Here is a 14,063-nt window from a genome sequence, read left to right as displayed (position 1 = left end):
CCCCTTCCTAAAACCGCTCAAGCAACCGTTTAAGGTATTCCAGTTCGATTTTGGGGCGATCGGTGTCGCCGGTACGCCGACGAATTTCGTCCAGCAGTTCCCTCGCGCGGCGATAGACATCCTCGCCCTGCAGCATGTCTTCCTCGGTTGAAATGGATCCCGCAGCACCCGGGTTACGACCCAACGGGTCGCGGTTGTCGGCCTGCATATCGCCTTCTTCCGTGCCCTGCCCCGGCTGGTTCTGCTGGTTCTGGGCCATCGCCTCACCCAGTGAACGCATACCTTCCCGCAGGGCTTCCATCGCCTCGGACTGACGGTCTATGGCTTCGGCAAGATCATCGCCGCGCAGGGCCTCTTCTGCGTCATCCATCGCACGGCCCGCACGACCCAAAGCCTCGCGCGCGGCTTCACCGTCCGGTGTGCCTGCACCGGGTAACCCTTGTTCCTGCCGACCCAACTCATCCCGCAGGGCCTGTTGCCGGTTCGCCAGCGTTCCTTGGCCCTGTTGGCCTTCACCCGATTGATCAGACCCTTGCCCCTGGCCGCCTTGACCCTCGTGGCTTTGACCGCGACCTTGACCGCCTGAGCTGCCTTCGTTGCCCTGATTTTCGCCAGCCTGCGCGCCGGGATTGAACTGTTCCTGCAGATCGCGGAAGGCCTGATCGCTTAGGCCCTGCTGTTCGCGCAATGTCTCAGCAAGCCCTTCCATGGCTTGCTGACCCTCGGACTGGCCACCTTGCCCCTGCCCCTGAGTGACGCGCATGTTTTCCATCATCTGCTGGAACTCATCCAACGCTTGCTGCGCCTCGGCCATGCGGCCCTGTTCCATGAGCTCCTGAATACGGTCCATCATGCGCTGCAGATCTTCCTGCGACATCTGCATGGATTCGCCGTTCTGGCCCTGTTGTTGCTCACCATTCTCGCCGTCTTGCTGAGCCAGGCGCTGCAATTGCTGCAAATAGTCCTGTGTTGCCTCGCGCAGTTCCTGCATCAGTTCGGCGATTTCCTCATCGGAAGCGCCATTCTTCATCGCCTCGGACAACCGTTCCTGGGCCTGACGCATCCGTTCGAGCGCATCGGCCAGTGTTCCGTCTTCGATCAAGGCCGCAAGGTCCCACAGGGCCTGCGCGATTTCCTCCTGCTGCTCAGATTTCAGCCCGTATTCGTCAAAGGTCTCCAACCGCCGCAGGATCACGCGCAGACGCAGATATGCGATGTCCGAGCGGAACAGGTCCTCGGGATGATTGGACACCGCGCGCAGTACCTGCGCGACCCGTGTGGCATTGGCGCGCGCCCACAGCAAATCTCGCCGTTGTTCGATCACAGCCGCTGCGAGCGGGTCAAAGAACCGACGCGCGGGCAACGCAGTCGCATAGGGTTCCGATTCGGATTGTTGGTCTGCTGCATCCTGCGCCATCAATGTGATTGTCACCGGCAGATGCGCCCAAGGATGTTGCGAGAAATCTTCGATCAGGTCTTCGGTGAAATCCGTCCGGTCCCCGGTGATCGGCATGAGTAATTCAACTTCAATCGCTTGACGCGGTTCGGGATCCGCGATCAGGCCAAAACGCCGATCAACCGCAGCCAGATCCAGCTCGATCCGGGCCAACCCAGATACGATGCCGTAGTCATCAAGGGCCGCGTAGGGAAGTTTCATCTGACCGCCAGCCTCAGATTCAGCGGCAGCCGCCACCGCAATTTGTGGCGGCGCATCACCAATGATGTCTAGCTCCCATTCCCGACCCGTCGGGCCGTCAATGCGAATCCGCCCGGATTGCTCGACCACGAATTCCTGTTCAGGTTCAGTTGTAGCCTCTGTTCCGGCCGCCGAAGTAGTCTCTGACAGGCTGTGCGCACCAACCTCTCCGTAAAACCGCAATGTGACGCGGCTGCCCTGCGGTATGGAGAGTTCTGTTCCGGATTGATCCGCCAGATAGAGCGTCGGCAACCCGGTGTAACGCGGCGGTTCAACCCAGCCTTCCCATGTCGCCCCTTGCCCGGCGACGGCAGCCCCCGGTGCCATTTCGGCGACCGATCCAATGCGCCAGAATGATCCGAATAAAACCGCGACAACCAAAGCAAGCAAAGCGGCATATCGCAGGGCGTAGGGGTCGCGTGACGCCAGCCGCAGATCCGGTTTCACTGCCTCGGCCTGCGCAACACGCTGCGCCATACGGCGTTTGTGGGCCTGCCACAGAGCCACCGAATCCGCGTCCTGCGCACCAATGGCCTGATCATCCAACAGGGCCTGAATTGGTCGGCCCGGCAAGGTTTCATCAAGTCGCGAAAGTGCTTCGGCACGCGACGGGACGTGGAATCGCCTTATCCCCCAAAGGATCGCGACGATCACAACGACCGCAGACACCGCACCAGTGCCCCATACGAATTCAACCGGCACGAAGTCCTGCAAACCCAGCATCAGTGCCGCCAGAACAAGCATCAAAATCGAAAAAACAGGCCAAAATGCACGCAAAACCTGCTCAGCCAGCATCCCGGCATGGGTCAGCCAAAGTGACAGGCGTGGAATTGGCGGGTTTGTTCTTTCGCTCAAGGCGGGCCTCCTGATCGGGCCCCTGCGATTATCGCATCAGAGCCACGAGGGTATGGTATCGCGGTTTATCATTTCGTCAAAGCTTGGGCGTTCACGAATAACTGCAAATTGATCCCCATGCACCAGCACTTCTGGGATCAGCGGGCGCGTGTTGTACTCGCTGGACATCACGGCACCATACGCCCCGGCACTGCGGAACGCGATCAGATCACCGGCGGACAGCGGCGGCATGCTGCGCTCTTTGGCAAAAGTATCGCCGGATTCGCAGACCGGCCCGACGATATCGTAGGGCTTCTGCTCGACACCCGGTGCGGGTTCCTGCACCGCAACAATATCATGATGCGCCTCATACATTGCTGGGCGGATCAGGTCATTCATTGCTCCGTCGAGGATCAGAAATTCGCGGTCTTCGCCGGACTTCACATAAATGACCTTCGAAACCATCAGACCCGCGTTGCCTGCGATCAGGCGACCGGGCTCGATCTCAATCTCGCAACCCAGATGACCCAGCGTTTTCTTGATCATAGCGCCGTATTCAACCGGCAAGGGAGGGGCATCATTCGAACGCGTATAAGGAATGCCCAGCCCGCCGCCCAAATCGAGACGACGAATATCGTGCCCTTCGGACCGCAGACGTTCGGTCAGTTCTGCGACTTTGTTATAGGCAAGCTCAAATGGCTCCAGCTCGGTCAGTTGCGAGCCGATATGGACGTCGATCCCGATAACCTTCAATCCCGGCAGGCTGGCGGCGAGTGCATAAACTTCAGACGCGCGCGAAATCGGGATGCCAAACTTGTTCTCGGATTTCCCGGTGGCAATCTTGGCATGGGTTTTGGCGTCCACGTCCGGGTTCACCCGCACGGTGATCGGCGCGATCACGCCCAACTCCAGCGCGACGGCGTTAATCACATCCATCTCGGGCTCGGATTCTACGTTGAACTGACGGATGCCGCCAGTGAGCGCAGTGCGAATCTCATCCGCTGTTTTGCCGACGCCCGAGAAAACGATTTTGTCGCCCGGCACGCCTGCGGCCTTGGCACGCATGTACTCCCCGCCCGAAACCACATCCATCCCTGCGCCTGCTTGTGCCAACGTTTTCAGGATTGCCTGATTGCTGGCCGCTTTCATCGCATAGCAGACAAGGTGATCGGTGCCGTCCAACGCGTCATCGAATAGTTTGAAATGCCGCAGCAAGGTTGCAGAGGAATACACATAGAACGGCGTTCCAACCGCGGCTGCGATTTCGGAGATCGGGACATCCTCGGCGAAAAGCGCGCCGTCGCGGTAGAGAAAGTGATCCATAACAGCGCGCTTAGACCAAAACTGCCGCGTGGATCAATCGATTCCGTCTGCTGCTCGCCAGTGATGCGCCACTAAAGCTCGGTCGAGACCCCAATACGACCATATCCGGAAACCGAAATACCCGACTTCCGAGGTTCTGCCGCAGGTTCAGGTCGCGGAGAGGATGACGGTTCGCAAGCGATCAGAACGGCCAATGTCAGAAACAGGGCAACAATCTTCATGGTAATCCTTAAGTTTGGCATGTGTCCGAGGCGCACGGGCAACGCTTTTCATAGATGGGGTGTTTGCCGCCGAACACAACGCACTTCGGGTTAGACACCCAAATACACGCCAAGCCCGCCACGACGCAGGCCAACGCCGCCGCCGACATGTGTACCGCTAGAGCCGACACCGATATTTGCATTGACAGTGGGTTGAACCGGTTCGCCGTCCGCGCCACAGGCGGACAATACAAATCCAGCCGCAATCAGAAGGATTACGTGTAGTATCTGCATCAAACCATCGCCTTCCATCGTTCAATCTGAGCGCGGACCTGATCGGGTGCCGTGCCACCATAAGATTGGCGGGAGTTTACCGAATTGTCGACCGTAAGGACAGAAAAGACGTTTTCGGTGATGTCCGCATGGACCGATTGCATGTCTACCAGCGTCAGATCAGGCAGGTCGCAACCCTTGCCTTCTGCCAGCGCCACCAGCGAACCAGTGACGTGATGTGCATCGCGGAACGGCAGCCCCAGCACCCGCACCAGCCAATCGGCCAGATCAGTCGCGGTCGAAAACCCAGATCCGGCCGCGGCGGCCAGGCTTTCGCGATTGGCGGTCATGTCCTTGACCATGCCTTCCATCGCAGCAAGCGCCAGCATCCAGTTGTCCGCGGCATCGAAGACCTGTTCCTTGTCTTCCTGCATGTCTTTGGAATAGGCCAGTGGCAAGCCTTTCATCACCATCATGAGCGCCGTGTTGGCGCCATAGATTCGGCCTACCTTGGCGCGGATCAACTCGGCCGCATCGGGGTTTTTCTTCTGCGGCATGATCGATGAACCGGTCGAGAACCGGTCGGACAACGTGACAAAGCGGAACTGGGCCGAGGACCAGATCACCAGTTCTTCGGCAAAGCGTGACAGGTGGACGGCGCAGATCGATGCGGTCGACAGGAACTCAAGCGCGAAATCGCGGTCGCTGACGGCATCCAAGGAATTTGCTGCAGGGCGATCAAAGCCCAGCGCCTCGGCCGTCATCTGGCGGTCGATGGGGAAGGATGTTCCGGCCAAAGCAGCTGCACCCAATGGCGATTCGTTCATCCGGGTGCGGGCATCACGGACACGGCTCAAGTCACGACCAAACATCTCGACGTAGGCCATCATATGATGGCCCCATGTCACTGGCTGCGCGGCTTGCAAGTGGGTAAAGCCCGGCATGACCCACTCAGCCCCAGCCTCCGCCTGCGCCAAAAGCGCGCGGATCAGGGCCAGAAGCCCATTTTCAGCCGCGTCCAACTGATCCCGCACCCAGAGTTTGAAGTCGGTCGCGACCTGATCGTTGCGCGAACGCCCTGTGTGCAAACGGCCTGCGGGTTCTCCGATGATCTCTTTCAGTCGCGCCTCGACGTTCATGTGAATGTCTTCCAGCGCGGTCGAGAACTGAAATGTGCCGCTCTGGATTTCTGACAAAACGGTGAGCAGCCCTTCCCGAATAGCCTGCGCATCACTATCACTTATAACGCCTGTGGCAGCCAACATGGCGGCATGGGCGCGCGAGCCTGCGATGTCCTGGGCTGCCATCCGCTGATCGAACCCGATCGAGGCATTGATTGCCTCCATGATCGCGTCTGGACCGGCGGCAAAGCGGCCGCCCCACATCTGGTTCGAAGATTGATCGGTCATGTAAGAAAACCCGGAGTTGATATGCGCCTATTTCGTCTGATCCCCCTTTATATGGCCCTTGCGCTAGGTGCAAACGCGGCTTTGGCAACCGATGCCGAGACATTGGCGCCGTTACGCGATGGCAGCCTGAAGCGTCTGATCCTCCACAAAGAGCCGAAGCCAGTCGAAGCGGTTGAATTTGAACTGGAAGACGATGGCGGCACCGCGACACTGGCGGACTACAAAGGCAAGTATGTGCTGTTGAACTTCTGGGCCACCTGGTGCGCCCCCTGCCGCAAAGAGATGCCCCAGATCGCTGAATTACAGGAAGAATTCGGGGGCGACAAATTCGAGGTTTTGACCCTGGCGACTGGTCGCAACTCGCCGGCAGGCATCAAGAAATTCTTCGATGAAAACGGCATCGATAATCTGCCCCGACACCAAGACCCTAATCAAGCGGTTGCGCGTGAGATGGGTGTGATTGGTTTGCCAATCACTGTCATCATCGACCCCGATGGCAACGAAATCGCCCGGCTGATCGGTGACGCGGAATGGAACTCGGATAGCGCGAAATCCATCATCTCGACACTCGTTGGCGGTGAAAGCTAAGAACCTTTCACCAAACCAACGGAATTATGATACTCTCCCGGCCACATTAAACGGGAGAGTATTGATGAAAGTTGTTGCTTTGTTGGCAGTTGTGGCCAGTGTCGTTCTGCTTTCCGCAGAGACCTTAGACGCCAAGGATCTGAAGAAAGAGGATCAATTTCTGGCAGCTGTCGCAGGAAAAAAACTGGTGGATGGCGGCACATGGGTGATTATTTCTGCCGATGGCAAATTGACCGGTGAAACCGGCGACAAGGTTAAATTCAAAGGCGCCTGGGCTTGGAACAAACGCTTCTGGTGCCGAACTCTGGTTGTTGGTGGCAAGCAAATTCCCCAAGACTGCCAAAAAGTTACAATTGACGGCAATCAGGTCACGTTCACGCGCAACAAAGGTAAAGGTAAATCAGGAGGAACCTACACAATCACGAACTGAGGTTTTGTGGGCTCTATTCCCGCTTTCGGGATCGCTGTGTGGCTAGGCCGCACGAAGTTGCAAGCTGCCATGACGCGACGCCACCTTTGACAGACCTGTCCTGACTTTGCAGTTTTGCGTCAGGAGGATGGTATGCCGCTCGAAATTCTACTGGTTCTGGTGGTTGTTGGAATCACCGGGATCACGCTGCTTCTGCATCTGACCGGCAAGTCCGCGCAGCGCGAGTTGACGGCTGATATCGCACGGGATCAGTGGCTGCGTCACGCGCCGGATGACGCGATCATTGATGTCACGGTGTCCCATGATCGCCATTCGGCTCTGATACGCACGGAAACGGGCCCGGGGCTGCTGTGGTCCTTTGGTGCTGACACCGTGGCGCGGCATCTGGTGGATTTTGACTGGATCGAACACCCGGATGGGTTTGAGGTTCAGTTCCACGATTTTGCAACCCCCGGCACGATCATCCGCCTTGACGAAACAGAATGCGCCCACTGGCGACATCTGATGGAGCCTGCATGACCGACCAAGTGAGTTTTCCCGACGCCGTCCAATGGGCCGTCCCGTTTTTCATCGCTGCCATTCTGGCCGAGTTCGTGTGGATCGCAATCAAAGGTAAAGGCGGACGCTATGAAACGCGCGACGCGGTGACCTCGCTGATCATGGGGGCCGGAAACATCGCCTCGGGCTTCCTGTTAGGCTTCATCGCTTATGCGTTTTTCATGTGGCTCTGGCAGATCACGCCCCTGAATCTGGGCACGTCGATCCCAATCATCCTTCTATGCTTTGTCCTGGACGATTTGCGCTATTACTGGGTTCACCGGTTCGGTCATCGTATCCGCTGGGTCTGGGCCAGCCATGTGAACCACCACAGCTCGCAGCACTACAACCTGACTACGGCGCTGCGGCAGACCTGGACCTATACCTTTACGTTCATGATGGTCGTACGCGCGCCGCTGATCTTGCTGGGGTTCCACCCGGCCTTGGTTTTGTTCTGCGGGGGTCTGAACCTGATCTACCAGTTCTGGATTCACACCGAAGCCATCGGTAAAATGCCCCGCTGGTTCGAGGCCGTGATGAACACCCCCAGTCATCACCGTGCCCATCACGGACGCAATGCGCGCTATCTGGATTGCAACTACGCGGGTGTCTTCATCATCTGGGACAAGATGTTTGGAACCTTCGTGCCTGAGCAGGAAGATGACCGCGTCGACTATGGGCTGGTCCACAATATCGGCACGTTCAACCCGTTGCGCGTGGCGTTTCACGAGTGGGTCGGCATTTGGCGCGACGCGACTCAGCCGGGTCTGACCATACGCCAACGACTTGCCTATTGCTTTGCCCCGCCCGGTTACAGTCACGATGGCAGTCGCGACAGCTCGGAGCAGATCAAGAAAAAGCATCTGGACAGGCACCCGAATGATCGCGGAACGCCCGGTTTCGAGCAATTTGACGAAAATCCGCCTAGTACTCGGACGAAACAGGCCTGACGACTTCGCGAGCAAAGCCTATTAGCCTTGTAATCCGGCCCTCACGCCCCATATCGGGCGTCATGTGTGGAGTATGAGTTTCCGGAGGCCAGAATGAACCGCGTAACAACCGTATCAACTGTTATCGGGCTCTTGGGTCTGGTACTGGCGATGATTGCTGCAATCGGCACCGCTGTGACTGCTTTGATCGCCTTGGGTTTTGTAATGATGGTTCTAGGCGCGATGGGGGCCGTTGTTGGGGCCGCAGCCACGCTGGCGCAGTCCGCACGCTGACCGCTCATATTTTCTGAAAAATCTTAACTGCAGATTCACCTGTTTGCCCTGAAACTGTGACGAACCCACGTTCGGCGTCACACAGGGAACCCTTGCTCATGCGGGACAAGAAGCTTGCAGATCTTCCCGAAGGCTCCGAAAGCCCGTTGAACGCTGCAGTCTCGACCAGGGACCGCTCGGTGGTTCAGATGGCAACGGATGCGGTGAAACACAAGCAATGCAAGCTGGCGTTTCAACCCGTCATGCAAGCACATCCTCCACGTGGAGTTGCCTTTTATGAAGGCTTTATTCGCGTCCTTGACGAAACCGGTCGCGCCATTCCCGCGCGGGACTTCATGCCTCAGGTCGAAAACACACCGATTGGGCGGGAACTGGATTGCGTCGCGCTGGAAATGGGTTTGCGCACACTTGGTCGAAATCCTGCCATCCGATTGTCCATAAACATGTCGGCCCGATCAATCGGTTACGCCCGCTGGTCCCGAGTGTTGGACAGGTTTCTGAAAAAGGACGCAAGCGTGGGCGAACGTTTGATCCTCGAGATCTCGGAAAGCTCAGCGATGCAAGTCCCCGAACTTGTTGTGGACTTTATGGATCGCCTACAGGAACGCGGCATTGCTTTTGCACTGGACGACTTCGGCGCCAGTAATTTCAGTTTTCGCCATTTTCGCGAATTCCTGTTTGATGCCGCCAAGATCGACGGGCAGTTCATTCGGGGGATCAGCGAGAACCCGGACAATCAGGCGCTGGTTCGCGCTTTGATCGCGGTGGCTCGGGAGTTCGAAATTCTGGTAACGGCCGAATCGGTCGAAACTCAACAAGATGCAGAGTTCCTGATCGCCAGCGGCGTTGATTGTCTGCAGGGCTTCCTGTTTGGTGCACCATCGGTCACGCCGCCCTGGAAACAGGAAACAATGTCAAAAACAGGAACTTAGCCGAACAACGCTGTTGCGACAGATCGCCCCCAACACTGCTGAGACAAGCTGTCCGTTGCTGCGCGTGCAGCATTACGCTATGGCAGAGAGTGCTGGAGCGGGGGATCATGAGGCGCTCTGATACCGGGAGAGAGCCTCTCTGCCACCTGCGCCGTCAGATTTCCCACAGGACCATGACGGTAAAGGACTGATTTTATGACCAACGTAGTAATCGCATCCGCCGCACGCACAGGTGTCGGCAGCTTTAGCGGTTCGTTTGCGACCACCCCTGCACACGATCTGGGCGCTGCCGTCCTGGAAGCAGTCGTCGAACGCGCCGGGATCGACAAAGGTGAAGTAAGCGAAACCATCATGGGCCAGGTGCTGACCGCCGCTCAGGGCCAGAACCCCGCGCGTCAGGCGCATATCAACGCCGGCTTGCCGCAGGAAAGCGCCGCTTGGGGTATCAACCAGGTCTGCGGCTCGGGTCTGCGCGCTGTCGCATTGGGCGCTCAGCACATCCAACTGGGTGACGCCGATATCGTGGCCGCCGGTGGACAAGAGAACATGTCATTGTCACCCCATGCCGCAGCGATGCGCGCCGGTCACAAGATGGGTGACATGAAGTACATTGATACGATGATCCGTGACGGTCTGTGGGATGCCTTCAACGGCTATCACATGGGTCAGACCGCCGAAAATGTTGCCGAGAAATGGCAGATCAACCGCGATACACAGGACGAATTCGCTGTTGCGTCGCAAAACAAAGCCGAGGCCGCGCAGAAGGCTGGCAAATTCGCCGACGAAATCATTCCGTTCATCATCAAGACCCGTAAGGGCGATATTGTGATGGATAAGGATGAATACATCCGTCACGGCGCAACCATGGAGGCCATGGCCAAGCTGCGTCCCGCTTTCGCCAAGGACGGTTCGGTCACAGCCGCTAACGCATCCGGTCTGAATGATGGCGCCGCGGCCACCCTGCTAATGTCGGCCGAAAACGCCGAAAAGCGCGGGATTGAGCCTTTGGCACGTATCGCGTCTTACGCCACCGCTGGTTTGGACCCATCGATCATGGGCGTTGGCCCGATCTACGCGTCGCGCAAGGCGCTGGAAAAGGCAGGCTGGTCGGTTGACGATCTGGATTTGGTCGAAGCCAATGAAGCCTTCGCAGCGCAGGCCTGTGCCGTGAACAAGGATATGGGCTGGGATCCATCAATCGTGAACGTCAACGGTGGCGCCATCGCAATTGGGCACCCGATCGGCGCATCCGGTTGCCGTGTCCTGAACACGCTGTTGTTCGAAATGAAACGCCGCGATGCGAAAAAGGGTCTCGCGACCCTGTGTATCGGTGGCGGCATGGGCGTCGCCCTGTGCGTGGAGCGCGACTAATTGCGCTGACAAAAACGTACAAGGGGCGCCCTGTCGGCGCCCCTTTTTGTTACAATTCAATTCTATCACTTGCATGCGACAATATTGACGAACAGAAAGAAAGCAATCTGGACGAAACAATATTGCGCACAGCTCTCTCGCAGAGTAACAGCATTACCAAGGCGATTAAATTTGGAGGATTCCTAAATGGCACGTACAGCACTCGTCACCGGCGGCTCTCGCGGCATCGGCGCAGCAATTTCCAAGGCGCTCAAGGCCGAAGGATGCAATGTTGCAGCCACCTATGCGGGGAATGACGAAGCCGCGGCGAAGTTTACAGAAGAAACCGGCATCGCCACTTACAAATGGAACGTCGCCGACTATGATGAATCGAAGGCAGGCATCGAGAAAGTCGAGGCTGAAGTTGGCCCGATCGATATCGTTGTGGCCAACGCTGGCATCACCCGTGACGCGCCGTTCCACAAGATGACCCCGGAACAATGGCATCAGGTGATTGACACCAACCTGACCGGCGTCTTCAACACTGTGCACCCGATCTGGCCCGGCATGCGTGAGCGGAAGTTTGGTCGTGTAATCGTCATCAGTTCGATCAACGGACAGAAAGGCCAGTTTGCTCAGACGAACTATGCGGCCACCAAAGCGGGCGATCTGGGTATCGTCAAGTCGCTGGCGCAGGAAGGCGCGCGCGCCGGTATCACTGCGAACGCGATCTGTCCGGGCTATATCGCGACTGAAATGGTCATGGCCGTGCCCGAGAAAGTGCGCGAATCTATCATCGGCCAAATCCCCGCGGGCCGCTTGGGTGAACCTGAGGAAATCGCACGTTGTGTGGCGTTCTTAGCCTCGGACGATTCTCAGTTCATCAATGGCTCCACGATTTCCGCCAACGGCGCACAATTCTTCGCCTAGAAAGCAAACTATTAACGAACTGGGCCGGTCCTTCTGGACCGGCCCTTCTTGTATCCCGTAAGAACGCGCGCGCTGCGTTCAGCGGGAACCGAACAACCAGCTCAACGCATTGGTAACAGCCTTGGAACGCTCAAGATGGGCCCGCTGATAGGCGCGGGCCGCTGCGGGGTTGGTTATGACCTCGATCATGGCAAAGTTCCCTTCAGATCAGTTTCGTTTGACCTGCCCTGAGTATGCGCCTTTAATTCAAGGCAAACAAACGAGCTTATTCGATCATTCAGGTAAGAAATTCTTGACCATAAAATGAGTGACTATCTGCCCCCTCTAACCGCTTTACGCGCCTTTGACGCGGCAGCACGCCATATGTCGTTTGCAAAAGCGGCAGCCGAGCTACACGTCACGCCGGCAGCCCTATCGTTTCAAATAAAATCGCTAGAGGAGCATCTGGGCCGCCCCCTGTTCCGCCGCCTCAATCGCGCCGTTGAACTGACCGAGGCAGGTCAGGCGTTGGCCCCTGGTGCCGCCGAAGGGTTTGCGGCCCTGCAAGCGGCTTGGCGTACGGCACGGCGACAAGAGGATGACAACAGCCTGACAGTGACAGCCGGCCCTGCGTTGACAGCCAAATGGCTCGCTCCGCGCCTGTATGAATTCGCGCGCGCGCATCCGGAAATCGACCTGAAATTCTCGGCAACATTGCGCATTATGGATCTGGAACGGGACGATGTGGATGTGGCCATTCGATTTGGCTATGGGCAGGATAACGACCTTTACTCGGTGCCAGTTCGAAAGGAATGGCTGACACCGGTTATGACGCCGGAACTGGCCGAACAATTCACAACACCAGAGAGCTTAAAGGACGCACCTCTGATTCACGATGAGTCGATCAGCTTCCTTAAGCCGCCCTGTGATTGGCCTGCGTGGTTCCGGGCAGCCGGGGTGGATTTTGTCCCAACCCATGGCGCATATTTCTCGAATGCGGATCATGCGATCGATGCGGCTGTTGCTGGGGTCGGTGTCGCTTTGGGTCGCCGCGCCATGATATTGAAAGACCTTTCCGAAGGACGGCTGGTCGCACCGTTTAAACTTGCAATTGAAACAAAGGGGCGTTTCCGCTTTTTGTGCCTGCCCGGCGCAGAGCAGCGACCTCAGATCGCGGCATTCCGGGACTGGTTCATAACCGAGATTGAAAAGACCGCGCATATATCGGATGCATTCAAAATCATCCCGATAGAAGAGGTGCCCGGGCAGTGACCAGAATGCGCGCAACATCAATTGGTTTTGGCGCTGTTTTGCTATGGGCCCTACTGGCATTGTTCACAGTTGGCTCTGCGCCCACACCGCCGCTGCTGCTGAACACAATCTGCTTTTCCATAGGCGGAACGCTTGGCCTGATCTGGACCTGGCTCTCGGGCGGCTTCAGCCAGTTGAGGCAAGTGCGCTGGACAACTTACCTATTCGGCGCCTTGGGATTGCTTGGCTATCACGCCCTGTATTTTTCGGCGCTGCGCATGGCGCCCGCAGCCGAAGCCGGGCTAATCGCGTATCTCTGGCCATTGTTGATCGTTTTGTTTTCCGGCCTGTTGCCCGGCGAACACCTTCGCCTCGGCCATTTGATTGGTGCAAGCCTTGGCTTTATCGGGGCCGCTGTCATCATTAGCGGTGGCGGCAGCGCTGGTTTTCAGACCCAACACGTTCCTGGATATGCTTTGGCACTACTGTGCGCGCTGACCTGGTCTGGCTATTCGGTTCTGTCCCGTCGTCTGGGTGATACACCCACCAGTTCTGTTGCCGTGTTTTGTATCGCAGCGGCAATTGCATCTGCAGTGCTGCATCTGGCAATAGAAGAAACCGTTTGGCCCACGACCACAATCAGTTGGATTTCAGTGCTTGCGCTGGGTCTGGGGCCGGTCGGGCTGGCGTTTTATGTCTGGGATATCGGGGTCAAGCGTGGCGATATTCAAATTCTAGGAACCGCATCATATGCGGCTCCACTTTTGTCTACGCTGGTCTTGGTGGTGGCAGGGATCGCCGCCCCGACCTGGGGGCTGGCGATCGCAGCTCTGTTGATCACTGGTGGTGCCGTGATTGCGGCACGCGCCAGCCTGCGCCCTTAAGCAGACAGGCGTTCGATCTCTTCTTTCAACTTTAGCTTTTGTTTCTTGAGCTGGGCGACATGGAGATCATCGATACCTGGCGAGCGTTGGGCCTGTTCCACTTCGTGACCGAGAGTTTCGTGCTTCTTCTTCAGTTCCGTCAGATGTGCGCTCACGCTCATGGCGATCCTCCTTCTTTACGTGTCTGAGTGATACGTAAGAAGTTGATCACATCATATCCAGCC

Annotated in this window: 16 protein-coding genes; 10 read left to right on the top strand and 6 right to left on the bottom strand. The window is 57.4% G+C overall.

What is annotated here, in order from left to right; genetic code table 11:
* Positions 1 to 7: 7 nt before the first annotated feature.
* The 5 genes from D9K61_RS06280 to argH all read right to left on the bottom strand — a co-directional run bounded on the left by D9K61_RS06280 (position 8) and on the right by argH (position 5,735).
* Positions 8 to 2,551: a TIGR02302 family protein gene (locus D9K61_RS06280; RefSeq protein ID WP_371688459.1), complete on the bottom strand. Its 2,544-nt coding sequence runs from the start codon at positions 2,549 to 2,551 to the stop codon at positions 8 to 10.
* A 36-nt stretch (positions 2,552 to 2,587) separates the two neighbouring features.
* Complete coding sequence (gene lysA / locus D9K61_RS06275) at positions 2,588 to 3,853, bottom strand: diaminopimelate decarboxylase (protein WP_120632388.1); 1,266 nt, start codon at positions 3,851 to 3,853, stop codon at positions 2,588 to 2,590.
* A gap of 71 nt (positions 3,854 to 3,924) precedes the next feature.
* Complete coding sequence (locus tag D9K61_RS26870; protein ID WP_162946775.1) at positions 3,925 to 4,074, bottom strand: hypothetical protein; 150 nt, start codon at positions 4,072 to 4,074, stop codon at positions 3,925 to 3,927.
* A gap of 90 nt (positions 4,075 to 4,164) precedes the next feature.
* Positions 4,165 to 4,347: an argininosuccinate lyase gene (locus D9K61_RS06270; RefSeq protein ID WP_120632512.1), complete on the bottom strand. Its 183-nt coding sequence runs from the start codon at positions 4,345 to 4,347 to the stop codon at positions 4,165 to 4,167.
* Positions 4,347 to 5,735, bottom strand: coding sequence for an argininosuccinate lyase (gene argH, locus D9K61_RS06265; protein WP_120632387.1), 1,389 nt, complete (start codon positions 5,733 to 5,735; stop codon positions 4,347 to 4,349). Before argH ends, D9K61_RS06270 begins: the two co-directional genes overlap by 1 nt.
* 21 nt (positions 5,736 to 5,756) lie before the next feature.
* Here argH and D9K61_RS06260 point away from each other — a divergent pair, with 21 nt between their 5' ends.
* The 10 genes from D9K61_RS06260 (at position 5,757) to D9K61_RS06215 (ending at position 13,839) form a co-directional block, all read left to right on the top strand.
* Positions 5,757 to 6,323 (top strand): TlpA disulfide reductase family protein, encoded by a 567-nt coding sequence (locus D9K61_RS06260; protein WP_120632386.1) that lies wholly within the window; start codon positions 5,757 to 5,759, stop codon positions 6,321 to 6,323.
* Entirely contained in the window at positions 6,313 to 6,753 is a 441-nt protein-coding gene (locus tag D9K61_RS06255) for a hypothetical protein (RefSeq protein WP_162946774.1), read from the top strand. The genes D9K61_RS06260 and D9K61_RS06255 overlap by 11 nt, the downstream gene beginning before the upstream one ends.
* Positions 6,754 to 6,885: 132 nt before the next feature.
* Positions 6,886 to 7,272, top strand: a complete 387-nt coding sequence (locus D9K61_RS06250) for a hypothetical protein (RefSeq protein ID WP_120632384.1) — start codon at positions 6,886 to 6,888, stop codon at positions 7,270 to 7,272.
* Positions 7,269 to 8,240 (top strand): sterol desaturase family protein, encoded by a 972-nt coding sequence (locus D9K61_RS06245; RefSeq protein ID WP_120632383.1) that lies wholly within the window; start codon positions 7,269 to 7,271, stop codon positions 8,238 to 8,240. Before D9K61_RS06250 ends, D9K61_RS06245 begins: the two co-directional genes overlap by 4 nt.
* A gap of 93 nt (positions 8,241 to 8,333) precedes the next feature.
* Positions 8,334 to 8,513, top strand: coding sequence for a hypothetical protein (locus tag D9K61_RS06240; protein ID WP_120632382.1), 180 nt, complete (start codon positions 8,334 to 8,336; stop codon positions 8,511 to 8,513).
* 98 nt (positions 8,514 to 8,611) lie between these two features.
* A complete protein-coding gene (locus tag D9K61_RS06235; protein WP_120632381.1) occupies positions 8,612 to 9,445 on the top strand; it encodes an EAL domain-containing protein in 834 nt (277 codons plus the stop codon).
* Between the two features lie 195 nt (positions 9,446 to 9,640).
* Positions 9,641 to 10,816: an acetyl-CoA C-acetyltransferase gene (locus D9K61_RS06230; RefSeq protein ID WP_120632380.1), complete on the top strand. Its 1,176-nt coding sequence runs from the start codon at positions 9,641 to 9,643 to the stop codon at positions 10,814 to 10,816.
* Between the two features lie 186 nt (positions 10,817 to 11,002).
* Positions 11,003 to 11,725, top strand: coding sequence for an acetoacetyl-CoA reductase (gene phbB, locus D9K61_RS06225; protein ID WP_120632379.1), 723 nt, complete (start codon positions 11,003 to 11,005; stop codon positions 11,723 to 11,725).
* A 303-nt stretch (positions 11,726 to 12,028) separates the two neighbouring features.
* Positions 12,029 to 12,976 (top strand): transcriptional regulator GcvA, encoded by a 948-nt coding sequence (locus tag D9K61_RS06220; protein WP_120632378.1) that lies wholly within the window; start codon positions 12,029 to 12,031, stop codon positions 12,974 to 12,976.
* The gene (locus D9K61_RS06215; protein WP_120632377.1) at positions 12,973 to 13,839 is read left to right on the top strand and encodes a DMT family transporter; all 867 of its coding nucleotides are present in this window, start codon (positions 12,973 to 12,975) and stop codon (positions 13,837 to 13,839) included. Before D9K61_RS06220 ends, D9K61_RS06215 begins: the two co-directional genes overlap by 4 nt.
* Here the strand turns inward: D9K61_RS06215 and D9K61_RS06210 are convergent.
* A complete protein-coding gene (locus D9K61_RS06210; protein ID WP_120632376.1) occupies positions 13,836 to 14,000 on the bottom strand; it encodes a YdcH family protein in 165 nt (54 codons plus the stop codon). The genes D9K61_RS06215 and D9K61_RS06210 overlap by 4 nt on opposite strands.
* Positions 14,001 to 14,063 lie beyond the last annotated feature (63 nt).

The organism is Ruegeria sp. EL01, from assembly GCF_900313035.1.
Classification (GTDB): Bacteria; Pseudomonadota; Alphaproteobacteria; order Rhodobacterales; family Rhodobacteraceae; genus Ruegeria.
This window is presented reverse-complemented; position numbering and strand designations above follow the sequence as displayed.

Coding starts and splice junctions, on each gene's coding strand:
- lysA (WP_120632388.1), bottom strand. CDS start 3,853: ATGGATCACTTTCTCTACCGCGACGGCGCGCTTTTCGCCGAGGATGTC.
- D9K61_RS26870 (WP_162946775.1), bottom strand. CDS start 4,074: ATGAAGATTGTTGCCCTGTTTCTGACATTGGCCGTTCTGATCGCTTGC.
- D9K61_RS06270 (WP_120632512.1), bottom strand. CDS start 4,347: ATGCAGATACTACACGTAATCCTTCTGATTGCGGCTGGATTTGTATTG.
- argH (WP_120632387.1), bottom strand. CDS start 5,735: ATGACCGATCAATCTTCGAACCAGATGTGGGGCGGCCGCTTTGCCGCC.
- D9K61_RS06260 (WP_120632386.1), top strand. CDS start 5,757: ATGCGCCTATTTCGTCTGATCCCCCTTTATATGGCCCTTGCGCTAGGT.
- D9K61_RS06250 (WP_120632384.1), top strand. CDS start 6,886: ATGCCGCTCGAAATTCTACTGGTTCTGGTGGTTGTTGGAATCACCGGG.
- D9K61_RS06245 (WP_120632383.1), top strand. CDS start 7,269: ATGACCGACCAAGTGAGTTTTCCCGACGCCGTCCAATGGGCCGTCCCG.
- D9K61_RS06240 (WP_120632382.1), top strand. CDS start 8,334: ATGAACCGCGTAACAACCGTATCAACTGTTATCGGGCTCTTGGGTCTG.
- D9K61_RS06235 (WP_120632381.1), top strand. CDS start 8,612: ATGCGGGACAAGAAGCTTGCAGATCTTCCCGAAGGCTCCGAAAGCCCG.
- D9K61_RS06230 (WP_120632380.1), top strand. CDS start 9,641: ATGACCAACGTAGTAATCGCATCCGCCGCACGCACAGGTGTCGGCAGC.
- phbB (WP_120632379.1), top strand. CDS start 11,003: ATGGCACGTACAGCACTCGTCACCGGCGGCTCTCGCGGCATCGGCGCA.
- D9K61_RS06220 (WP_120632378.1), top strand. CDS start 12,029: ATGAGTGACTATCTGCCCCCTCTAACCGCTTTACGCGCCTTTGACGCG.
- D9K61_RS06210 (WP_120632376.1), bottom strand. CDS start 14,000: ATGAGCGTGAGCGCACATCTGACGGAACTGAAGAAGAAGCACGAAACT.